18 protein-coding genes and 1 pseudogene are annotated in these 21,309 nt (G+C 74.5%); 10 read left to right on the top strand and 9 right to left on the bottom strand.

The features are described from left to right. Positions 1–5: 5 nt before the first annotated feature. The 4 genes and pseudogenes from ACLBXP_RS22080 to ACLBXP_RS22065 form a co-directional block, all read left to right on the top strand. A pseudogene (locus ACLBXP_RS22080) lies at positions 6–74 on the top strand (hypothetical protein); the annotation flags it as partial. Positions 75–247: 173 nt separating this feature from the next. Further along, positions 248–1,096, top strand: a complete 849-nt coding sequence (locus ACLBXP_RS22075; protein ID WP_447669971.1) for a PIN domain-containing protein — start codon at positions 248–250, stop codon at positions 1,094–1,096. Then, complete coding sequence (locus tag ACLBXP_RS22070) at positions 1,096–1,899, top strand: succinate dehydrogenase iron-sulfur subunit (RefSeq protein ID WP_447669970.1); 804 nt, start codon at positions 1,096–1,098, stop codon at positions 1,897–1,899. Before ACLBXP_RS22075 ends, ACLBXP_RS22070 begins: the two co-directional genes overlap by 1 nt. A 170-nt stretch (positions 1,900–2,069) precedes the next feature. Continuing rightward, positions 2,070–2,660: an AprI/Inh family metalloprotease inhibitor gene (locus tag ACLBXP_RS22065; protein ID WP_447669969.1), complete on the top strand. Its 591-nt coding sequence runs from the start codon at positions 2,070–2,072 to the stop codon at positions 2,658–2,660. Positions 2,661–2,729: 69 nt separating this feature from the next. On the opposite strand, the gene ACLBXP_RS22060 is transcribed toward ACLBXP_RS22065, so the two are convergent. Continuing rightward, entirely contained in the window at positions 2,730–4,499 is a 1,770-nt protein-coding gene (locus ACLBXP_RS22060) for an outer membrane beta-barrel protein (protein ID WP_447669968.1), read from the bottom strand. 271 nt (positions 4,500–4,770) lie between these two features. On the opposite strand from ACLBXP_RS22060, the gene ACLBXP_RS22055 reads away from it, so the two are divergent. Together ACLBXP_RS22055 and ACLBXP_RS22050 are read left to right on the top strand one after the other, a co-directional pair. Further along, the gene (locus ACLBXP_RS22055) at positions 4,771–5,781 is read left to right on the top strand and encodes a KpsF/GutQ family sugar-phosphate isomerase (protein ID WP_447669967.1); all 1,011 of its coding nucleotides are present in this window, start codon (positions 4,771–4,773) and stop codon (positions 5,779–5,781) included. Between the two features lie 337 nt (positions 5,782–6,118). After that, complete coding sequence (locus ACLBXP_RS22050; RefSeq protein WP_447669966.1) at positions 6,119–6,433, top strand: hypothetical protein; 315 nt, start codon at positions 6,119–6,121, stop codon at positions 6,431–6,433. Here the strand turns inward: ACLBXP_RS22050 and ACLBXP_RS22045 are convergent. Together ACLBXP_RS22045 and ACLBXP_RS22040 are read right to left on the bottom strand one after the other, a co-directional pair. Beyond that, positions 6,421–7,770 carry an MFS transporter gene (locus tag ACLBXP_RS22045; RefSeq protein WP_447669965.1) on the bottom strand — a complete coding sequence of 450 codons (1,350 nt, stop codon included), beginning with the start codon at positions 7,768–7,770 and terminating at the stop codon, positions 6,421–6,423. The two genes, ACLBXP_RS22050 and ACLBXP_RS22045, sit on opposite strands and share 13 nt — an antisense overlap. Further along, entirely contained in the window at positions 7,770–8,807 is a 1,038-nt protein-coding gene (locus tag ACLBXP_RS22040; RefSeq protein ID WP_447669964.1) for a helix-turn-helix domain-containing protein, read from the bottom strand. The genes ACLBXP_RS22045 and ACLBXP_RS22040 overlap by 1 nt, the downstream gene beginning before the upstream one ends. A 278-nt stretch (positions 8,808–9,085) precedes the next feature. On the opposite strand from ACLBXP_RS22040, the gene mutL reads away from it, so the two are divergent. Then, positions 9,086–11,122, top strand: a complete 2,037-nt coding sequence (gene mutL / locus ACLBXP_RS22035; protein ID WP_447669963.1) for a DNA mismatch repair endonuclease MutL — start codon at positions 9,086–9,088, stop codon at positions 11,120–11,122. A gap of 50 nt (positions 11,123–11,172) precedes the next feature. Here mutL and rsmD read toward each other — a convergent pair whose 3' ends face one another. The 3 genes from rsmD to ACLBXP_RS22020 all read right to left on the bottom strand — a co-directional run bounded on the left by rsmD (position 11,173) and on the right by ACLBXP_RS22020 (position 14,032). After that, entirely contained in the window at positions 11,173–11,739 is a 567-nt protein-coding gene (rsmD, locus tag ACLBXP_RS22030) for a 16S rRNA (guanine(966)-N(2))-methyltransferase RsmD (RefSeq protein ID WP_447669962.1), read from the bottom strand. Further along, positions 11,736–13,706: a pseudouridine synthase gene (locus ACLBXP_RS22025; RefSeq protein WP_447669961.1), complete on the bottom strand. Its 1,971-nt coding sequence runs from the start codon at positions 13,704–13,706 to the stop codon at positions 11,736–11,738. The genes rsmD and ACLBXP_RS22025 overlap by 4 nt, the downstream gene beginning before the upstream one ends. Before the next feature lie 149 nt (positions 13,707–13,855). Continuing rightward, positions 13,856–14,032: a DUF1328 domain-containing protein gene (locus ACLBXP_RS22020; protein WP_447669960.1), complete on the bottom strand. Its 177-nt coding sequence runs from the start codon at positions 14,030–14,032 to the stop codon at positions 13,856–13,858. Between the two features lie 324 nt (positions 14,033–14,356). On the opposite strand from ACLBXP_RS22020, the gene ACLBXP_RS22015 reads away from it, so the two are divergent. Next, on the top strand, positions 14,357–14,785 hold the full coding sequence (locus ACLBXP_RS22015) for a nucleoside deaminase (protein WP_447670003.1): 429 nt from the start codon (positions 14,357–14,359) through the stop codon (positions 14,783–14,785). Between the two features lie 11 nt (positions 14,786–14,796). On the opposite strand, the gene ACLBXP_RS22010 is transcribed toward ACLBXP_RS22015, so the two are convergent. Further along, positions 14,797–15,717, bottom strand: coding sequence for an alpha/beta fold hydrolase (locus ACLBXP_RS22010; RefSeq protein WP_447669959.1), 921 nt, complete (start codon positions 15,715–15,717; stop codon positions 14,797–14,799). A gap of 122 nt (positions 15,718–15,839) precedes the next feature. Between ACLBXP_RS22010 and ACLBXP_RS22005 the strand changes: the two genes are divergently transcribed. Then, positions 15,840–17,948 (top strand): putative bifunctional diguanylate cyclase/phosphodiesterase, encoded by a 2,109-nt coding sequence (locus tag ACLBXP_RS22005; protein ID WP_447669958.1) that lies wholly within the window; start codon positions 15,840–15,842, stop codon positions 17,946–17,948. 56 nt (positions 17,949–18,004) lie between these two features. On the opposite strand, the gene ACLBXP_RS22000 is transcribed toward ACLBXP_RS22005, so the two are convergent. Then, entirely contained in the window at positions 18,005–18,340 is a 336-nt protein-coding gene (locus tag ACLBXP_RS22000; RefSeq protein WP_447669957.1) for a hypothetical protein, read from the bottom strand. A 645-nt stretch (positions 18,341–18,985) separates the two neighbouring features. On the opposite strand from ACLBXP_RS22000, the gene ACLBXP_RS21995 reads away from it, so the two are divergent. After that, positions 18,986–19,588 (top strand): PAS domain-containing protein, encoded by a 603-nt coding sequence (locus ACLBXP_RS21995; protein ID WP_447669956.1) that lies wholly within the window; start codon positions 18,986–18,988, stop codon positions 19,586–19,588. 49 nt (positions 19,589–19,637) lie between these two features. Here ACLBXP_RS21995 and ACLBXP_RS21990 read toward each other — a convergent pair whose 3' ends face one another. Next, on the bottom strand, positions 19,638–21,305 hold the full coding sequence (locus ACLBXP_RS21990; protein ID WP_447669955.1) for a TadG family pilus assembly protein: 1,668 nt from the start codon (positions 21,303–21,305) through the stop codon (positions 19,638–19,640). Positions 21,306–21,309 lie beyond the last annotated feature (4 nt).

Genomic DNA, 21,309 nt, shown 5'->3' with positions numbered 1-21,309 from the left:
CTCTCATGGGTGAACTGATGATCAGGGACGTCGATGACGAGACCGTGGAGCGCATCTCGGATCTCGCGCGCCGACACGGACGCAGCGTCGAACAGGAAACGCTAACGCTGATCCGGGAAGCACTCGGTGCGCAAGGAAATGACCTTCGTGAGGATCGCGCGGCGATGGCCAGGCGTATCGCCGCGATGACGCCGAAAAATGTCGTGCAGACCGACAGCGTGGCTCTGATCCGCGAGGAGCGGGACAGGTGAAGTTCGTGATCGACACGTCGGTCGCAGTAAAATGGTTTCTCTCCGAAGTGGAGCATGAAACCGCCGTTGCTCTCTTGGCAACGCGAGCGACGTTCCATGCACCCGATCTGCTCTTTACCGAATTCGCGACCGCGATGCAGAAGAAGATCAGGCTCGGAGAAGCTGATCGGTCTCAGGCAGATCTGTCGTGCGCCTCGCTGCCAAGCATATTTTCCTCGATCACTCCGACCCTCCTCCTGTTCGAGCGGGCCCTGGATCTCGCCATCGCAATCGCCCATCCGGTCCAGGACTGCATCTTCCTCGCCTGTGCGGAGCGCGATGGCCTGCGTGTGATCACCGCCGACCTGAAGCTGATCGAGAGAGCGTCCGAGCATGGACTCGCCCATCTCGTTCTCCGGCTCGGCGAGGCGGTCGCGGCCATCCGCGTGTCCGGAGCAGACACGACGATCACGCCAGCGCAACTGGAGGACATCCTCCGCCTGAACGCGCGCGTCGATGCGACGCTCGGTGACCTCACCGTGCGAAACGAATCGCTCGTCGCGGGCTTTCATTTCCTGCCGGCCAGCGTCTACAGCCCGGCCTTCTCCTCGCCCGCCTTCCTGAGGTTACGCAATCTCGTCGCATCCCTGACGCGTGATCAGCTGCGCGACCTGGTTGCACTCTGCTGGCTCGGACGCGGCTACGATGGGGCGGATTGGTCCCACCTGCGGGGCATGGCCGACAGAACCATCGACAGCCTCCCGGGCGACCTGACCTACGTGCTCTCGCTGCTGTCCTACCTACCGGCAGGCCTCGATCGCGCGAGGCCTGCCACACCCGAACCGACCTTGAGTAGGGACGCCTGATGGCCCAGTTCGCACTTCCCAAGAACTCCCAGCTCCGCGAGGGCAAGGCCTGGCCGGCGCCCTCCGGGGCCAGGAACCTGCAGGAGTTCCGCGTCTATCGCTGGAACCCCGACGACGGCGCCAATCCGCGCATCGACACCTACCAGGTCGACCGCGACGATTGCGGGCCGATGGTCCTCGACGCGCTTCTGTGGATCAAGAACCGGGTCGACTCGACGCTGGTCTTCCGCCGCTCCTGCCGCGAGGGCATCTGCGGCTCCTGCGCCATGAACATCGAGGGCCAGAACGCGCTCGCCTGCACCATGGGCATCGACGAGTGCCAGGAGCACGCCAAGGGCAAGAAGACCGGGGCCGTCAAGGTCTACCCGCTGCCGCACATGCCGGTGCTGAAGGACCTCGTGCCGGACCTGACGACCTTCTACGCCCAGCACGCCGCGATCGAGCCCTGGCTGCAGACGGAGACGCCCGCCCCCGAGAAGGAGTGGCGCCAGACGCCCGAGGACCGGGCGCGCCTCGACGGGCTCTACGAGTGCATCCTGTGCGCCTGCTGCACCACGAGCTGCCCGAGCTACTGGTGGAACGGCGACCGCTTCCTGGGCCCCGCGGCCCTGCTCCAGGCCTATCGCTGGCTGATCGACAGCCGCGACGAGAACACCGGCGAGCGGCTCGACACCCTGCACGACCCGTTCCGGCTCTACCGCTGCCACACGATCATGAACTGCGCCAACACCTGCCCGAAGAGCCTGAACCCGGCCAAGGCCATCGCCGAGATCAAGAAGATGATGATCGCCCGCGAGGTGTGAGCCCGGGGCGGGGCGGTCCGGTGCGGCCCCCCCGCCACACTCTCCCGAAAAGCCGTCCCGCCGCCGCGATCCCCGGGCACGGCCGCCCGCCCCGCCTTGCGGGCATCGCATTTGCCGGTGAGGCAGACGGCCGAGCCGCCCCGTGCGGGGCCACCCGGGAAAGTGGACCGATGCCGCGTCAGTACCTGTCGAGTCTCGCCGTGCTCGCCCTCGCGGCGGGCCTCGGCGCCTGCAGCACGTCGCGCATCGACGGTCCCCGGGCGCGGGCGGGCGTCCCCGGGCCGCAGGCGGCCCTGGAGCCGGTGGTGCCGGCCGTGCCCTCGGGCGCCGTCACGGCGGCCCCCCTCGCGCCGCCGCCGGGCATCGCGGCGTCCCCCGACGGACCCACCGGCACCGACGTCGCGGTGGCGAGTCCCCCCGCCTCGAACGTCATCGCCGAGCCCGTCCTGGCGCCGCCGCCCCCGCCGCCGGTGGTGGCCAGCGGCCGCTCCTCCGTCGTCGGCAACTGGACGGCGAAGGACGCCACGGGGGGCAGCTGCCGGGTCGCCCTGTCCAGCGCGCCGGCGCTGGACCTCTACAAGGCCACGGCCTCGGGCTGCCCGAACAAGGATCTCGCGAAGGTCACGGCCTGGGACTACCGGGACGGGGAGGTCTACCTCTACCAGCCCGGCGGCACCGTCGCGGCGCGGCTGCGCCAGGGGGGCGGCAGCCTCGACGGCGCGCTGAGCAAATCCGGCGCGAGCCTCGCCCTGGTGCGCTGAGGCCGGAGTTGCCGGGAAGAGCCGCGCCGGGGCGCGGCCTGCCGGGAAGGGCCGCGCCCGGGCGCGGCCTCACGGGTTCACGCGGACGCCGAGCAGGAAGGTGTTGTCCTTGAAGCTCGCCCCCGCCACGGTGCTGTCGATCTGCTGGTAGATGTAGGTGCCGCGCATCGTCAGCCACCGGTTGAAGCGGTAATCGAGGCGGCCGGTCGCCGAGAAGCCGGTCTCCCGGATGCTGGCACCCTGGTAGTCGTTCCGCAGGAGGGCGCCCCCCAGCGTCAGCGAGAGGTTGCGCAGGAGGTCGTGCTGCACCTCGAACGTCGCCGCCTCGGTGAGGATGCCCGAGGAGCCCGGCACCGCCGTCTCGCTGACGCCCGTCACCGCGCCGAGGCGCACGGTGGTCAGCGGGCTGAGCGACCAGATCAGCGCCGCGTTGACGAGCGGCGCGTTGATGGCGCGGAGCGACGGGTCGACGTAGGTGCGGTGCTGGATGCCGGCCGAGATCTCGCCGGTGAGGAAGCGGGTGAGGGCGAAGGCCGCGCCCGCCGTGACGGCGACGCCGTCCGAGTCGCGGCGCAGGCCCGAGGCGTCGCGGACGAGGTCGTAGACGCGGGTGTCGGCGAGCAGATCCACGAAGGGCGTGATGACGGGCGAGATCTCGTAGGCCGTCCGCAGGCGCAGGCCGTACTGGTTGAGGTTGCGGTCGCTCTGCACCAGCACCTGGCCGTTCGTGAGCCGCGCATCCTCGAACTCGGAGCGGTCGATGGAGCCCCGGAGCGAGACCTGGAGCCGGTTGAAGCTCTGCGTCGCCCCCACCGTGGTCCCGTAGGTGGCGATCAGGGGGCGCGTCGCCACGGCCGCCTGCAGGTCGGGGCTGCCGGCGCGCTGGGTATCGACGAGGAAGCGGCCCTCCACGTCGATGCGGGTGTCGCGGTTGGCGTCGAGGCGCAGGCGCACCGAGCCCGCGCCGTTCGGCCGGCTCGCCGCATCGTTCTCGGGGAAGTTGAAGTACCCGCCGCGCAGCTCGCCCGCGAGCTCGTGGGCGGACCAGTCGCTGCGGAAGTTCAGCTCGCCCTCGCTGCGCAGCGCCACCGAGCCCTTGGCGAGGCGGCCGGAGATCTGGTCCGGGTTGGTGTCGTAGCCGATGCTCTGGGTGAAGGCCGGCAGGAACGTCAGGGTGCCGAGCTTGATCCCGAGGGGCGCGTAGGCGTCGTCCGTGGGGATTGGGCGGCGCAGGCCGTTCAGGAGCAGGGCACCCGGCGTCACGAGGCCGAGGATCGGCACCGCCGCGGGCAGCGGCACGCCGCTGACCGGGCTCTGGACGATGGGGGAGAGGCGCAGGGCCAGGCTCGGCACCTGCGTCACCTCCTGGGTCACCCGCCGCGTCGCCGAGCCGATCCGGCGGGGCGGGGCGGCGCGCTGGCGGATCAGGCTCGTCGGCGCGCGGGCGTTCGTGCCGGTGCGGGCCCCGGCCGTGGAGAGGCCCCCGAGGGTCCGGCTGCGGCCGAGCGTCGAGAGACCGGTGCGGGCGAGATCGGAGGGGGCGGAATCCTCGCCGCCGGTCGGTCGCCGCGCGTTCGGGGCGAACAGGTCGGTGGCGCTGCTGCGGCGCAGGCTCGGCAGGCCGTTCGGGTCCGCCTCCTGCCCGGGGCCGGGGTTGTCCGGGCCGCCCGTCACCGGGCTCGTGACGTCGAAGCGGGAGGCCGGGGCGGCCCCTTGAGCGAGGGCGGCCGGGGCGCCGGGCAGCGTCGCGAGCAGGATCGCCAGCGGGATCGGCAGGCGGCCGCGGCGCCGGCCGCGCGCAGGCCCTTCCCCGTCCCCGCTCGGCGCTGCACCCCTCACCGGCCCAAGGCTCCCGCTGATCGGGCGCCACCCGCCGCAATCCTCTCGGTTTCGTAAACGGACAGGGTTAGCGGCCGGTTAATGGGCGGCCGTCCGGCTCGCGGCGACGGCGCCCCCCAATCCCACCACATTCGCCGGCCAAGGATCGCGGCGAAATGGATCGCCGCGAGATGGATCGCGGCGAGATGGAATCCGTGCGGTCCGCCACCGGGGCGGGCCCGATCATGGGGAGCGGGCCGGCCTCGGACGGGGCATCACGGCCCGGGCAGGCATGGCTCAGGCACAGGCGGCGCTGGCGGAGCGGATCGAGCCGGAGACCCCGGCGGTGGCCTCGGCGCTGCGCACCATCGGGACGGAGCGCGACGGGCTCGCCTGCCTGATGGAGGCGATCGGCAACGGGCTCGGCGCGGCCTTCGCGGCGGCGGTGGAGCGGATCGGCCGGGCGCGCGGGCGCGTCATCCTCACCGGCATGGGCAAGTCCGGCCATATCGGGCGCAAGATCGCCGCCACCCTCGCCTCCACGGGGACGCCCGCCCTCTACGTGCACCCGGCCGAGGCGAGCCACGGCGACCTCGGCATGGTACAGCCCGAGGACGTGGTCCTGGCCCTGTCCTGGTCGGGCGAGACCACGGAGCTCGCCGACATCATCGGCTACGCCAAGCGCTACCGGGTCGCCCTCGTGGCGATCACCTCGAACCCCGCCTCGACCCTCGGGCGCGAGGCGGACGTCTGCCTGACCCTGCCGAAGGCCCGGGAGGCCTGCCCGAACGGGCTCGCGCCCACCACCTCGACGGCGATGCAGCTGGCGCTCGGCGACGCGCTCGCGGTGGCGCTGCTGGAGGCCCGCGGCTTCTCGGCCCGGGAATTCTCGATCTACCACCCGGGCGGCAAGCTCGGGGCCTCCCTGCGCCAGGTCCGCGAGGTGATGCACACGGGCGCGCAGATGCCGGTGGTGACCCGCGGCACCTCGATGCGGGCGGCGATCGCGGAGATCGACGCCAAGGGCTTCGGCTCGGTGCTGGTGGTGGAGGCGGACGGGCGCCTCGCCGGCATCGTCACGGACGGTGACCTGCGCCGCAACGTCTTCCGGGCCGACCTCGACCGCCTCGCCGTGGAGGCGCTGATGAGCCCGACGCCCCGCACCGTCGCCCCCGAGACGCTCCTCGCCAAGGCCCTGGAGATCCAGGAATCGATGAAGATCACGAGCCTCGTCGTGGTCGAGGGCGGCCATCCCGTCGGGCTCGTGCACTACCACGACCTGCTCCGCTCCGGCGTCGCCTGAGGGCCGACGAGGCCGTCCGCGGGCGGGCACGCCCACGCACGGCGGCCTCCATCCGCCGGCCGCATCTCACGGTCGCGGGCGCAGACGCCCGGGATCCGACCGCCCGAGCCCGGCTCGCCGGATGCCGGGCGGCATCGCCTCACGCCGTCGGCCCCGGTTCGCGGACGGCGTGTCCGATCAAGATTTCGTCACCGGCTCTCGATTCGGCCTTTGACAGTCTTCGCACAGCTTGACTGTTCGGGACGACTGTCTAAGCGGCGTATCGCTCCACGCCCGCGCAGCCGGCGGTCGTCGTGGAGGCGAAGGACGAGCGAGGTCGACTATGAATAATAAGTGCATGATCGCCGCATTACTCGGCATGGTTGTATTTTCGGCTGAGCCGGCCCTGTCTGCCAACCGCCACGTTGACATCGTCAACGAGACCGGCATGGCGATCAAGCATTTCTACGCCTCGACCAGCGGCAACAACGAGTGGGAGGAGGACATCCTCGGCCGCGACGTGATCCAGGACGGCGAGACCTTCGACATCGACATCGACGACGGCTCGGGCAAGTGCGTCTACGACTTCAAGGCGGTGTTCGAGAACGGTCAGTCGCTCGTGCGCAACCGCATCAACGTCTGCCAGATCTCGACCTTCACCTACACCCGCTGAAGGGCCTGGGCGGGCCGCGCGCGGGTCCGTCCGCGCCGTGCCCGTTCTCGCGAGCGCAGTCCGCGCTCGGCGAGCCCGCAGAGGCCGAGGCCGGCGAGGGCGAACGCCGTGAAGGCGGCGAGCATCGCCCGGCCGAGCCCGGCCGCGCCGAACACCGCGTCGTTGAGGATCCCGACGAGCAGGGGCCCGAGCCCGAGGGCGACGAGGGTCACGCCCGCGACGAACAGCGCGCTGATCCGCCCGCGCAGGGCCCGGGGCGTCAGGAACTGCAGGCCTCCGAGCGCCGCCGGCGAGGTGAGCCCGAGGGCGATCACGAGGCCCGCGAACCCGGCGAGCGCCGCGTTGCGGTCGGTCGCCAGGGTCAGGAGCGCGGTGGCCGGCAGCGTCAGGCCGAGCCCGAGGGCGAGGAGCCGGGGCGCGGCCCGGCGCCCGGCCGCGCGCCGCCAGCGGTCGAGGATCCGCCCGCCCGCGACATGGCCGAGCGGAGCCGCCACCAGCACGATTGCGCCGAGGGTCAGCCCGCTCCGCGCCGGGCTGTCGCCGTGGACCCGCACGAGGAAGGCCGGGGCCCAGGCGGTGAGGCTCTGGTTGATCAGCATGGCGGCGGCGGCGGCCGCGAAGTGCGGCAGGTAGGCGGCCCGGCGGCGCGCCACCCAGGCGAGGGCCGGCCCGGCGGCGCGTAGCCCCGACCGGCGACCGGCCGGCGGCTCGGCGATGCCCCGGAGGAGGGGCAGGACGAGGAGGTTCGGCAGGCAGGCCAGCACGAACAGGGCCTGCCAGGGTGCCAGCGGGCCGAGCCCCGGCAGGACGAGGCCCCCGCGGGCGACGAGCCAGGCGAGCACGAGGCCGCCGCCGAGGAGCGCGAGGCTGCGGCCGAGGCTGCCGCCCGCGGTGAGGAGCGAGACCCCGAGGCCGAGGGAGCCGGGTGCGAGGCGGTGCGCCAGCAGCGCGAGGGCGGCGGGCACCAGGGCGGCCTGCCCGAGGCCGAGGGCGGCGCGGGCCGCGACAACGGACGCGAAGCTGCCGCCGAGGCCGCAGGCCAGGGTCGCCGCGGTCCACAGGCCGAGGCCGAGCAGCAGGATCGCGCGCCGGTAGCCGCGGTCGGCGAGCGCCCCGGCCAGGGGCAGGGCCAGCGCGTGCGGCACCGCGAAGGCGGAGCCCTGGAGGAACCCGAGCTCGGCATCGCTCAGGGCGAGCGCCTGCTTGAGGGGCTGGGCCACGAGCGCGATCAGGACGCGGTCGCTGTAGGCCAGGACGTGCGTCCCGGCGAGCAGCAGGGCGAGCGGCCAGCCGGCGGAGGAGCCCGCCGCCCCGGCGGCCGGTGGAGCTTTTCGCATCAGAACAGTTCGCTGGTCCAGCGGACGAGGATGGGAACCGCGGCATCGCCGGCCGCGCGGGACCGCAGGATCTCGGCCCGGAACTGGCCGGGCGGCGCCCCGAAGGCGGCCCGGAAGGTACGGCTGCAGTGGCTCTCGCTGACGAAGCCGTGGGCGTGGGCGAGCGCCGCCACCGAGCGGGTCTCCTCGGACCGGCGCAGGGCGTTGCGCATCGCCTCGAGGCGCCGCCGCTGGACCAGCTGGGCGACCCCGCCCTCCGCCTCGAAGGCCCGGTAGAGCGCGGTGCGCGAGACGCCGATGCCGGCGGCGATCGCCTGCGCGTCGAGGGCGGGGTCGGACAGGTGCGTCCGGATGTAATCCTCCGCGCGCTCCCGCCGCAGGGTGCCGAGGGCCTCCGCCACCGCGTGCCGGTCCGTCGGCATCGCCGCGGGGTCGATGCTCATCGCCAGGATCTCGGAGAACGCCCGGGCCGCCCGCTCCGCACCGGGAGCGGCGAGGTCGGGCGCGCGGCGGATGAGCGACCCGAGGAAGTCGGCCGCGAGCCCCGCGCCGGCCCCCCGCAGGACCGCGCCGCTCACCGCGCGCGGCACGATGCCGGCGGCCTCCGCCTGCTCGCGGGCGAGGGAGACCGAGATGATGTGCGCGTTGCCGACCCGGTTGCGGTTGGGCTGGCCGGCATCGACCAGCAGGATCTCGCCGGGCCGGACGGGGCCCTCCGCCCCGAACGTCCCGCCGACGTAGTCGCCCGAGACGACGTGGTGGATCGTGAGGTGGTCTAATCCGTCCCGCCGGATGCGGGCGGCCCCGCGGGAATGCGAGACCCCGCTCAGGTGGCGGTCGAACACCAGCATGCGCGGGAAGCGGTAGACCCGGACCTGCGCCCCGAAGGCCGGCGAGACCCGGCCGACGTCGGAGCCCGCCGCGTAGAGGTCATGGTAGACATCGAACGCCTGTCCGGGCGCGGCGTTCTGCGTCGAGAAGGCGAAGGATGGGACGGACCCGGCGGCGGCCTGCGCGGACTCCCGCGGGACACTCATGCGCCGACCGCGGGACGCCGAGCGCCCGCCGGCCGGACACGGCGCCTCGGCGCGCGCTTCCGCGCCCGATCCGGGCGCACACAAACCCTCACCCGCTCGCTCCCCCTTCGCCCGTGCCCTCAGCCTCTGCCGCACGATTCCGCAACGCAAGACACGTTGTCTTGAAGACGTCCTGCCTAGCCCCTGCGTCGACCCGTCCCGCGCCCCGGGATCGCCCTCCCGGTCGTCCCCTTCGGTCGCCCGTGGATCGCCGGGGGGCGGGCCGCTATAGTGCCGCCATGCCCGTCCTCCCGGTCCGCCGCCTCGATCCGATCCTCGTCGACCGCATCGCGGCCGGCGAGGTGGTGGAGCGGCCAGCCTCCGCCGTGAAGGAGCTCGTGGAGAACGCCGTCGATGCCGGGGCCGGCGCCATCGAGGTCACCATCGAGGGCGGCGGCCGGCGCCTGATCCGGGTGGTCGACGACGGTGCCGGGATGAGCCCGGAGGACCTGAGCCTCGCGGTCGAGCGCCATGCCACCTCGAAGCTGCCGGACGGCGACCTCGCCCGCATCCGCTCCCTCGGCTTCCGCGGCGAGGCGCTGCCCTCGATCGGCGCGGTGTCGCGGCTCGCCATCACGACCCGCACGGCGGGGGCTCAGTCGGGCGCGAGCCTCGTCGTGGAGGCGGGCCTGAAGGGCGAGGTCCGGCCGGCGCCGGCCCGCGCCGGCACCCGCATCGAGGTCACGGACCTCTTCGCCGCCACCCCCGCCCGGCTCAAGTTCCTCAAGTCCGACCGGGCCGAGACCGCGGCCATCGCCGACATCGTCCGGCGCCTCGCGGTGGCTCAGCCCGGCATCCGCTTCACCCTGCGCACCGAGTCCGGCAGCCCCCTGGTCCTGCCGGCGGAGACGGAGGCCGGGCCGGCCGCGCAGCTCCGCCGCCTCGTCGCCGTGCTGGGCCAGGAGTTCGGCCCGAACGCCCTCGCGGTCTCCATGAGCCGCGAGGGCTTCGCCCTGTCGGGCCACGTCGGCACGCCGACCTTCCACAGGGGGGCGGCGACCCACATCCACTTCACCGTGAACGGCCGGCCCGTGCGCGACCGGCTGCTGCTCGGGGCGGTCCGCGGCGCCTACGCGGACACCATGGCCTCCGACCGGCACCCGGTGCTCGGCCTCGCCATCACCTGCGAGCCCGGCCTCGTCGACGTCAACGTGCACCCGGCCAAGACCGAGGTGCGCTTCCGCGATCCGGGCCTCGTGCGGGCGCTGATCGTCAGCGCGATCCACGAGGCCCTGCGCCGCGGCGGCGGCCGCACGGCGACGACCGTCGCGGCCCGGACGCTGGAGGCGCTGCGGGCCAGCTCGGGCAGCGTCGAGCCGCAGTCTCCCATCCAGGCCGGGAGCTTCCGGCCCCATACGGGGACGGCGGCGCCGAGCCTGTTCCGCCCGTCCCAGCCGGCCTGGAGCGGCGCCGCACCGTCCGTCGCCGCGCCTGCCGGCTTCGATCGGCCGGCCCCCTGGGAGGTGCCGGACGGGGCCCGTGAGCCCCGGACCGGCTTCGGCGAGGGGCCGCAGGCCCTGCTGGCCCGGGACGATCCGGATGGCGCTGCCCCGGCCTGGGCGGACCCGGGTCGCGGGGATTTGGAGCGTCGCGACCTGGCGCCCCCGGCCGCCGATATCCGCGACGGGCCGGAGGACGCGGCCGAGGCCGCCGCCGACCATCCCCTCGGCGCGGCCCGGGCCCAGCTCCACGAGACCTACATCGTCACCCAGACCCGGGACGGCATCGTCCTCGTGGACCAGCACGCCGCCCACGAGCGCCTCGTCTACGAGCGCCTCAAGGCCGAGCGCGCGGGCGGCGGCGTCGCCCGCCAGGGCCTCCTGATCCCCGACGTGGTCGAGATGGCGCCCGACGAGGCCGAGCGCCTCGTCGCGGCCGCCGCCGACCTCGACCGCCTCGGCCTCAGCCTGGAAGCCTTCGGCCCCGGCGCGGTCCTGGTGCGCGGCGTGCCGGCGGCGCTCGGCCGGGCCTCGGTGCGGGGCCTCGTCCTCGACGTGCTCGACGCGCTGCAGGCGAGCGGCCTGGAGGATGGCGCGGCCACGGAGGGGGAGGGCGCCCCCGATTCCAGCTTCCTAAGTCGGCGCCTCGACGCCATCCTGTCGCGCATGAGCTGCCACGGCTCGATCCGGGCCGGCCGCCGCCTCAGGCCCGAGGAGATGAACGCGCTCTTGCGCGAGATGGAGGGGACGCCGCTCTCCGGCCAGTGCAACCACGGCCGCCCGACCTACGTGGAGCTGAAGCTCGCCGACATCGAGCGCCTGTTCGGCCGGCGCTGAGCCGGCGATACCGATTCGGCATCGATCAGGCGGACCTCGCAGGGGAACCGCTATCGATCCGCGCCCGCGAACCGCGCGAACAGGACGGCCGTGTCCCCGCTCGCGCGTCGCTCCAGCGCCTCGAAGCCCGCCGGCAGCGCCAGCGCCGCGCTGCCCGCCTCCTCGACGACCACCAGGGCGCCCTCGGCGAGCCAGCCGCCCTCGGCCGCTGCGCGCAGCGCCGCCGGGGCGAGGTCGCGGCCGTAGGGGGGATCGCAGAAGACGAGGCCGAAGCGCCCCGCCGGCCCCGCGGGCCCGAGGCGGGTGGCGTCGCGGCGGAACAGGCGGGTCGCGCCTTCGAGGCCGAGCGCCTCGACGTTCTGGCGGATCACCGCCCGGGCCTCCGCGCCCTCGTCGACCAGGAGCGCGTAGGCGGCGCCCCGCGACAGCGCCTCGAAGCTGAGCGCCCCGGTGCCGGCGAAGAGATCGAGCACCCGCGCGCCCGCCACGGCATCGTCGTAGGCGTGGGCGAGGACGTTGAACACCGATTCCCGCAGGCGGTCGGTGGTCGGCCGGATCGCGTCCGTGCGGGGCGCCGCGAGGCGTCGGCCGCGCAGCGCCCCGCCGACGATCCTCACCGGTCTCCGCGGGGCGGGCGTCCGCCGGGCTTCGGCCCGGAGCGGCCCGCCCCGGGCTTGCCGCCCGGCCGCGCGCCGCCCGCCTTGAACCCGCCCGGCTTCGAGCCCCCGGCCTTGAAGCCGCCTGCCCGGGAGCCGCCCGGCTTGAAGCCACCGGTCTTGAAGCCGCCGGGCTTGGCGCCGTCCCCCCGGGCGCCCCCGGCCTTGAAGCCGCCGGGGCGTCCGCCGGGCCGGGCCTCGCCGCCCTCGCGCGGGGCGCCCTTGAAGCCACCCTTGAAGCCGCCCGGACGTCCGCCGGGCCGGCCGCCCTCGGGACGCGGGCCGTCGAAGCCGCGTCCCTCGCCGCGGGGCGCCCGCTCCTCGCCGCGCGGCCGGAACGGCCGATCGCCGCGCGGAGCCTGGCCGCGGGCCGGGCGTTCGGCCCCGCCCTCGGCACGCCGCGCGGGCCGCTCAGTGCCCGCATCGCGGCGGGCGGGCCGCTCGGCATCGAAATCGCGGCGGGCCGGACGCGCGTCGCCCTCCGCGAAGCGCCGCTCCGCGCCCCCGGTGCGCCTTGGCGGGCGAGCCTCATCCCGGCCGGCATCGGGACGCTTGGCGAAGCGCGTGCGGCGGTGCGGCTCCGGCGGCGGCTCGGCCGGGCTCGCCTGCAGGCGCTCGACCAGCACGCGGCGCTCGCCGGTCTGGATCGCGCCGACGCGCTCGCGTCCCCGCGCCGCCGAGGCCTCGCGGGCGGCCTTCGGGTCGGCCCCCCGGCGCGGGACCTTCGAGGGACGGGTGAAGCCTGTCTCCTCCACGGCATCCGACCGCCACACGGAGCGCCGCGGCCCCGCGCCGGAGCCGCCGGTGGGGATCCGGGCGGCCTTGGCGGGCCGGGCCGGGCCGCCCTCGCGGCGCGGGCGATCGGGCCGGCCGGCACCCGCCTCGGCGGCCTTCGGCGAGCCGAACGGGGCGATCGGCTCGCGCACCGGGCTCTCGAAATCGACCTCGGCCTGGGCCGCGAGGGCCTGCCCGAGCTGGTCCTTGAGCACGCGGGTGCGCACCTCCTCGACGAGGCCGGGCTCCAGGTCGCCGAGCTGGAAGGGCCCGAAGGAGAGGCGGATCAGCCGGTTCACGGAGAGGCCGAGATGCTCGAGGATGCGCTTGACCTCGCGGTTCTTGCCCTCGCGCAGGCCGAGCGTCAGCCAGAGGTTGTCGCCCTGAACGCGGTCCAGGGTGGCCTCGACGGGGCCGTACTCCATGTCGTCGATGGTGACGCCCTTGCGCAGCCGGTCGAGCTCGGCCTGGGTGGTGTCGCCGTGGGCGCGCACGCGGTAGCGGCGCAGCCAGCCGGTGTCCGGGTGGGCGATCACCTTGGCGAGCCCGCCGTCGTTCGTGAGGAGCAGCAGCCCCTCTGTGTTGATGTCGAGGCGCCCCACCGCCACGACCCGGGGCATCTCCTCGGGCAGCGCCTCGAACACCGTCTGGCGTCCCTCGGGGTCGCGGGCGGTGGTGACGAGGCCGCGGGGCTTGTGGAAGATCCAGAGCCGCGTGCGCTCGCGGGGCGGCAGCGGCTCGCCGTCGACGACGATGCGGTCGTCCTCCGTGACGTTGACGGCCGGCGAGGTCAGGACGGCGCCGTTCAGGGTCACGCGGCCCTGCTCGATCATCGCCTCGGCGTCCCGGCGCGAGGCGAGGCCGGCGCGGGCGATGGCCTTGGCGATGCGCTCGCCCTCGGGCGTCGCGTCGGAGGCCTCGTGGGCCCTGGAAGACTCGGGGGCCTGCGGTGGCGGGGCGGCCCGCCGGCGCAAGGGGGCGTCGCCGCCCCGGGCGGCGGCCTTGCGCGGGGTGCGGGCCGCGGCGGGCGCGGTCGCCGGATCCGGCCGGTTCGCGTCGGTTTCGGGCGTCCACGGGCCGGAGGATTCGGCGGGACGCGCCTCGGGACCACCGACCGCCGGGTCGGGATGATCGTTGTCGGGAATGTCGCTCATGGGCAGCCCATAACAGAGGGGATCGGGCGGCGCGAGGCCGATCCGCTCGCGGGTGGGCGGGCCCCGCGGAAAACCGGTCCGTTCGGGACCGGAACGAGAAAGGGCGGCCTCCGTGGGAGGCCGCCCTGTCGGGTCCCGTCGATCGTCCGTCAGAGACGGGGCGAGCGACCGCGCATCAGGCCGAACACGGCCGAGATCACGAACAGCGCGATGGCGATGAAGCAGACGATCTTGGCCGCTTCCATGGCCGTTCCGGCGACGCCGCCGAAGCCCAGGGCAGCCGCGATGAGCGCGATGACGAGGAATGTAATGGCCCAACCGATCATGGTGACCTCCGTGATGTCAATCTGAGCTAGGAACGGCCAAGTCTGGCTCCGAGTTCCGCGATACTGCGCTGTTGAACCTGTATTTCTTCCGCGTTCCCCGGATCCGTCCGGCCCGGCACCGCGGGAGAACGGCGCCGGGCGCGGGAGCGTTCCGGCCGCAGCGACGCCGGGCGGTCCCGCGCTCCCGCAGGTCCTCGCGCGAAACCGCTCCGCGCCGGCTCCCGGGCCGCCGGGCGGCGCGCTACAAGGGGCCCCGTGTCCGACGCTCCGCACCCCGCTTCCGACCCCGACGCCCTCGGTACCGACGCCCTCGGCACGGACCCGCTGAGCCTCGCCTTCGCGGCGGCCCGGCGGGCCGCGGCGGAGGGCGAGGTGCCGGTGGGCGCGGCCGTGGTGCGGAACGGGACCGTCCTGGCGGTCGCCCACAACCGGCCCCGCGCCCTGCGCGACCCGACGGCCCATGCCGAGATCCTGGCGATCCGCGCGGCCTGCGCGGCGCTCCAGGACGACCGGCTCACGGGCTGCGACCTCTACGTGACCCTCGAACCCTGCCCGATGTGCGCGGGCGCGATCGCCTTCGCGCGCATCCGCCGGCTCTACTTCGCGGCCTACGACCCGAAGGGCGGCGGCGTCGAGCACGGGCCGCGGGTGTTCAACCAACCGACCTGCCACCACGCGCCGGAGGTCTACGGCGGCTTCCGGGAAGCGGAGGGCGCCGGGCTCCTGCGCGCCTTCTTCGCCGAGCGCCGCTGAGACGATGACCCTCAGGCCCGCAGGAAGGCGCGGAGCGCCTCCAGCGTCGCCGCCGGGTTCTCCTCGGCCAGGAAGTGCCCCGCCTCGATCGCGACGCCCTCGGCGCGGGGCGCGAGGGTGCGGCGCCAGGCGGCGAGCGCCGTCTCGGGCTTGCCCTTGTCGAGGTAGGCGCGGCTCGCGAGCACCAGCGTCGGCATCGCGAGGGTCCGCCCCGCGGCGAGGTCCGCCCGGTCGGCGGCCCGGTCCGGGCCGTCGGGCCCGCCGGCGCGGTAATCCTCGCACATGGCGTGGATGCGCTCGGGCGGAGCCCAGCCCCGGCGGTAGAGTTCGAGCGCCCGGGGGTCGAAGGCCCCGAGGTCGTGCCCGGCCGTCCAGTCGCGCAGCAGGCCCTCGAAGTAGGCGTCCGGGTCTCGGCCGATCGCGGTCTCGGGCTCCGGCGACGGGCCTGCCAGGAAGGTCCAGTGCGGGTTCAGCCCCGGCTTCTCCGCGATCCGCGCCCACTGCACCTCGGTCGGCACGATGTCGAGGAGGGCGAGGCGCGCGACCCGGCCGGGCTCGTCGAGGGCCAGGCGGTAGGCCACGCGGCCGCCCCGGTCGTGGCCCGCGAGCGCGAAGCGGACGTGGCCGACCCGCTCCATCAGGGCGACGATCTCGCGCCCGAGCGTGCGCTTGGCGTAGGCCTCGTGGGCGGCATCCCCCGCCGGAGCCGCGGACCAGCCGTAGCCCTTCAGGTCGAGGCAGATCACCCGGTGGTCGCGGGCGAGGTCGGGCGCGATGCGGTGCCACATGGCGTGGGTCTGCGGGAAGCCGTGGAGCAGCAGCAGGGGCGGGGCCTCCCGGGGGCCCCCCGCCCGCGCGAAGGCCCGCCCGCCCGGCCCGTCGAGCCAGAGCGCCTCGAAGCCCGGAAAGAGATCCACGGCCACGTCGTCCATCGTCCGTCTCCCGCCCGCTGCCTTCCCGGACATAGGGCGGTGCGAATCCGGGACGCGGGTGCGGGCAGTGAGACTTCCTAAACGACTCGGCGCGACGCTGATCCGTGCGAAGCGGGGGCACGATGACCGGACAGCGCCTTGAGGACTTTGCGGATATCGCGACGGACTGGTTCTGGGAGACCGATCCGGAGCACCGCTTCAGCTACCTGAGCGCCAGCGTCGAGCGCTTCCTCGGGCTCGGCGTGGCGGCCCTGATCGGGCGCCCCCGGCACACCATCTCCCGCAACGCGGAGGATTCGGACTTCTGGCGGCCCTACGTCGAGGCCGTCGAGGGCGGGCGCGCGTTCCGCGACTTCCAGTACCCCTACGCCCATCCGGACGGCAGCACCCGCTGGTTCCGGGTGAGCGGCGAGCCGCGCTTCTCCGAGACGGGCGACTTCCTCGGTTACCGGGGCGTCGGCACCGACGTCAGCGGCGAGCGCGAGGCCCGGTCCGCCCTGGCCACGGCCCTCGGCGACCTGCGCGACGCGAACGCCGAGCTCCAGCAGCAGATCACGCGCTTCGACGCCGCCCTGAGCAACATGACCCAGGGCCTCAGCATGTTCGACGCCGAGGCGCGCCTCCTCGTCGTCAACCAGCGCTACCGCGAGATCTTCGACCTGCCGGGCGGGGCGATCCGGATCGGCATGTCCCAGCGCGAGCTCTGCGCGGCGCTCGTGGCCCGGGGCTGCTACCGCCGGGAGGTGACCGCCGACGCCCTCTGCCAGGGCACGCGGGCGGCGCTCGCCGGCAACGATCCGGGGCCCTTCCACCGGGAGCTCGCGGACGGGCGCATCCTCGCCGTCTGCTACCGGCCGCTGCCCGGCGGCGGCTGGGTCTCGACCTTCGAGGACATCACCGAGCGCCGCCGCAACGAGGCGCGCATCGCCCACATGGCCCGCCACGACGCGCTGACCGACCTGCCGAACCGCACGGCGCTGCGCGAGCACGGGATGGACCTGATCGGAGCGGCGCGGACGGAGGGGGGCGGGCGCCTCGCGATGCTCTGCCTCGACCTCGATCGCTTCAAGGCGGTCAACGACGGCCACGGCCACGGGGTCGGCGACGCGCTCCTGCGGGCGGTGGCCGCGCGGCTGAGCGACAACGTCCGCGCGGGCGATCTCGTGGCGCGGCTCGGCGGCGACGAGTTCGCGGTGCTGCACCGCGTCGCCGACACCGCGGGGGCGCTGGCGCTGGCCGAGCGCCTGATCGCCACAGTGAGCGCGCCCTACACGCTCGGGGACTTCACGGTCGAGATCGGCATGAGCGCCGGCATCTCCCTGGGCGACGGGGCGGTCGACGACATCGACCGGCTGCTCAAGGACGCCGACACCGCCCTCTACCATGCCAAGAACAGCGGCCGCGGCGTCGCCTGCCTGTTCGAGGCGGCGATGGACGAGACGGCGCGAAGCCGCCGCGAGATGGAGCGCGAGCTCGGCGAGGCCCTGGCGGCGGGCCGGTTCGAGCTGCACTACCAGCCCCTGGTCGACCTGCGCAGCGACCGCATCACGGGGGTCGAGGCCCTGCTGCGCTGGCGCCACCCGGAACGGGGCCTGATCAGCCCGGCCGAGTTCATCCCCGTCGCGGAGGAGACCGGCCTGATCGTTCCCCTCGGCGAGTGGGTGCTCGGGCAGGCCTGCCGCGACGCGGCCGGATGGCCCGTCCCCGTCAACGTCGCCGTCAACGTCTCTGCCGTCCAGCTCCGCCACCGCAACTTCGCGCAGGTGGTCCTGATGGCGCTCGCGGCGAGCGGCCTGCGCGCCGACCGGCTGGAGCTCGAGATCACCGAGAGCGTGCTCCTCGACGACACCGAGGCCAACCTGGAGACGCTCCACCTCCTGCGCCGCACCGGCATCCGCATCTCGATGGACGATTTCGGCACCGGCTACTCCTCGTTGAGCTACCTGCGCCGCTTCCCCTTCGACAAGATCAAGATCGACCGCTCCTTCGTGCGCGACGCCGGGCACGCCGCCTCGGAATCGGGGGCGATCATCCGGGCCCTCGTCGGGCTCGGGTCGAGCCTCGGCATCACCACGCTCGTGGAGGGCATCGAGACCGAGGCGCAGCTCGCCGCCGTGCGCGCCGAGGGCTGCCAGGAGATGCAGGGCTTCCTGTTCAGCCCCCCGCGCCCCGCCCGCGAGATCGGCGGCCTGCTCGCGAGCATGCCGCGCCTCGGGGCCGTGGCGGCCTGAAGGCTTGCCGCGGGCTCGGCGGTGCCCGCCCCACCCTGATCAGAGCCGAACGGCCCTCACTCCGCGCTGGCGGAGCGGGCCCGGCGCTGGACGCTCGTCGAGCGGTAGGTCGCAAGGCCGGACGGCGCCGCGCCCATCAGGGCATCGAGGCGGCCCATGCGCTCCGTGAAGCGCGCGGACGCTGCGGCGCGGGCGGCGACGGCCGCGGTGTTCACGGCGGCCCGGCCCCCGGCACTCGCGCTCCTGTCGCCCCGCTCAGGACCAGCCTGGGCAGCGGCCGCCGCGGCACCGGCGCGGTGCTCGCGGGCTTCTGCGGGCGCGGCGACGATCCCGATGGCGGCGGCGAGGCTCGCGGCGAGCGCGGCGCGCGCGAGGTGATGACGTGTCTGCATGACCGGATCCCAGCACAAGCCGGCAGGCCGCGCCGACGCGGCCGTCCGTTCTCCCCCGTCCGCAAGCTAAGCGGGGCCGCGCGGCGAGGACGTGCGTTTCGGCACGCGGCCGCCGGCGGAGGCCGACCGCGACGGCAGGCTCGGCCGTGCGCCCGGATGCGACGTTCGGCTTCGCCCGGCGCGCGGGTTCCTCGCCTCGACAGGCCTCGGGAACGATGCGAGTATCGACCGGGCTCCAGACGACATCGTGCGTGGCCCTTGCCCCTCGTGGCTCCCGTCCCTCGCGACCCGCGAGTCCTTCGCGACTCCTGTGTCCTTTGTGACGGCCGCCCCTTGATGCAACCGGAGCGCGAAGTATGTCACCGGAACTACGAGAATCGCGCGCGGCCCTGATCCTGCTCGCCGTCACGGTGCTCTCGGTCCTGATCTTCGGGGCCGTAACCCTGCTGAGCCAGATCGGCTGAGCAGGGCGCCGTCCGGAGACGAGGATCGACCTGCCGGGCCGAATTGCCCCGGAGCGGACCCGGTGCGGGTCCCGATCCACCACCGATTGCTGTTGGGTGAGTTAGCAGTCCGTTAATTCTATTTAGGGTTGTATAGGCCCTGATTTAGCCCGATGTCGCAATCGCTTCCTGGAGATCGGCCATGCTCGCCAACGCGATCGAGAGGGGATCGCCGTCAACCGTGGACCTGGGCGCCGCCCTGAGCGCGTCCGGCGTGGTCGGAACCTGGTCGTGGTCGGCGCGTCCGGACCGGTGCATCCTCGACGCGGGCGCGGCGGACATCCTGGCCGGCGACCACGCGCTCGCCGGACGGCCCCTCACCCTCGAGGTGGCGAAGGCCCGGGTCTGCCCCGAGGACCAGCCCGACCTGTTCCGGCACTTCCGGCAGCTGCGCCGGACCGGCGGCCTGTTCGTGGCCGAGTACCGGACCGTCTCCGCGACCGGCGAGCGGCGCAGGATCCTCGACCGCGGCCGCCTCTACCCCGCGCAGCCCGGGCAGCCCGCGCACGGCCACGGCATCATCATCGACCTGACGGAGAGCACGCAGGACACCGCGGCCTTCGTCGCCACGGAGGTGCCGGCCGCCGAATCCCCGCTCGATGCGGCCGCCGCGCACGCCATCGCCTGCCGCGAGGTGATCGCGCAGCTCGGCAATTCCGAGCTGCGCCTCCTCGCCGACATGCTGCTCCTGCGCCTCGGGCAGGAACTCGCGCGCACCCAGTCCGCCCGGGAGGGCCTGCACTGAGGCGGACCGGCCCCGCGCGTGCGGGGCCGAGGCCTGCACCCGCGGGGGCTCACTGCACCAGCACGGCCTGATCGCAGCGGGTGCCGTCGACGGTGACGTCGGCGTAGCCGAGGCGCAGGCCGAGCGCCCGCAGGGTCCCGTCGAGGACGAGGTCGAGGGCCGGCGCCGCGAGCGACAGCGTCGTGGCGAGCGCCGGGCGCAGGGCCGGCAGCAGGTTGAGCCCGTTGATGTCGAGGTTCAGCCCCTGGATCAGGCTTCCGGTCAGCGACTGGGTGAGGCCGGTGCTCGACACCGTGCGGACGACCCGCCGGCTGATGTCGTCGTCCGAGAAGGTCAGCGTCTGCGGGACCGCGCCGGTGAGGCTCGCGCGGGCCTGCCCCCGCACGGTGAGGAGCGGCAGGCTGAGGAGCGCCGCGCCGCGGCCGAGGTCCGGCGTCGCGGCGCCGACCGCGATGGCGGAGCGGGGCACGTCGGCGATGGCGAGGTTGAGCAGGCCCGGCTGCGCATCGAGGCTGACGCGCCGCTGCGCCGGGTTCGACCAGGGGCAGGTGACGGCGCGCAGGCTCGCCTGGGCGGGGGCGATTTCCGCGTAGAGGGGCAGGCTGAGCCCGCCGAGGCCGAGGGGCGCCGCGAGCGTCGCCTCGATGAGCAGGCGGGTCTGCGCGGTGTGGAGCGTCGCGTTGGCGCTGCCGGGCTGGACCCAGCCCGAGCTCTGCCGGCGCTCGCCGACCGCCAGGGTCAGCCGCGTCGCGAGGAGGCCGGGGATGCTGGCGCCGAGGTCCACCGAGACCTGGCGCTGCCCGTTGGCGACCGCGGCCGCGCCGGAGATCAGGTCCATCGCGCCGACCCGGGGCCCGGCGCTGCCGCGGCCCGGCGCCAGCGCCGCGGCATCGCCGAGATCGACCACGCGCGAGACCGGGACGCTCGCGCTCGCCGAGGGCAGGGCGGCGCCGAGGCTGGCGAGGGCGGAGACCGCGAAGGCGACGTTGGCCTCGCCCTGCAGCGCGGTCCTGAGCGACGAGACGATCTGCCCGACGCTGGCGTCCATCCGCACCACGTCGCTGTAGCTCGCGGCCTGGACGCCGAGGCTCGTGCCGAGGGCATCGAGGAACCGGAAGGCATCGACCTGGGCCGACAGGAGGGCGTTGTAGTCGAGGACGCTCAGCGACAGCCGGGTGCCGAGCATCGCGCCCAGCACGGCGTTGGCGACGCCGCCGTCGAGGGCGGCCGTGCCCGAGCCGAGGGTGAAGGCGGCGAACTGGGCCGTGGCGGCGGTGCCCGCCACCCGCACCTCGACGCTCGGGGCGAGGCCGACGACCCGCGCGAAGTGCGTCGGCACGCTGGTCCGGAGGTTGACCCGGACGGCGTTGGCCGGGGCGGCGCCGGGGCGGAAGCGGCTGCCCGGCGCCACCGCCGCATCCCCCGCATAGGCGCCCGGCGCGATGGTGATCGGGGTGGCGCCCGCGTAGCCGTTGTCGGCGAGCGAGCGCCGGGCCAGGGCCTCGGCCTGGGCGGGGTTCGCGGCGGCCACCAGGGCGGCGACGTCGACCGCGCCTTGCGCCCGGCGCCGGGCCTGCACGACTTGGCCGAGGTCGATCCCGACCGCGGCCGCCCCCATCAGCACCGTCGCGCCGAGCCCGACGAGCACCGCCACCGTGCCGCCCTGCTCGCGGCGCAGGCGGAGGACGGGGCGACCCGTTGCGGGCCAGCCCGTCACAGGC

The sequence above is a fragment of the Methylobacterium sp. A54F genome (assembly GCF_053346035.1).
Note: the sequence above shows the minus strand (reverse complement) of the source record. Positions and strands in the feature narration are given on the sequence as shown.